At 34.7% G+C, this 323-nt stretch carries 1 pseudogene; it reads left to right on the top strand.

The features are described from left to right. Positions 1 to 229: 229 nt before the first annotated feature. Positions 230 to 323 (top strand): annotated as a pseudogene (locus LJE11_RS20640) (GNAT family N-acetyltransferase); the annotation flags it as partial.

Genomic DNA, 323 nt, shown 5'->3' with positions numbered 1-323 from the left:
CACCCTGAAAAAAGGCGGTATCCCGCCTTAATTCAGATGCTCTGGTAACTCAGTTACCGAGTAATTCACTTTTGCTCTGTATTTGTACCACTCTATATAACGAAACGCTCAGATGCTGTTTTGCAATAGGAGAAAAAAAATATCAAAAAATTGATGATTAATGGTGAGCTTGTGATAGAATGGATAAAAGAGAAAAGCATAAAGGATGTAGTTGTGGAGAATATTTGTTATGATTAGAAAGTTGCTGAACGGAGATATCGATAGAGTTGCTGACATATGGTTAAAGACAAATCTGAAAGCACATTATTTTATTTCCAATCAAT

This window comes from Blautia sp. DFI.1.216 (assembly GCF_020594215.1).
Lineage (GTDB): Bacteria > Bacillota > Clostridia > Lachnospirales > Lachnospiraceae > Blautia_A > Blautia_A wexlerae.
This window is presented reverse-complemented; position numbering and strand designations above follow the sequence as displayed.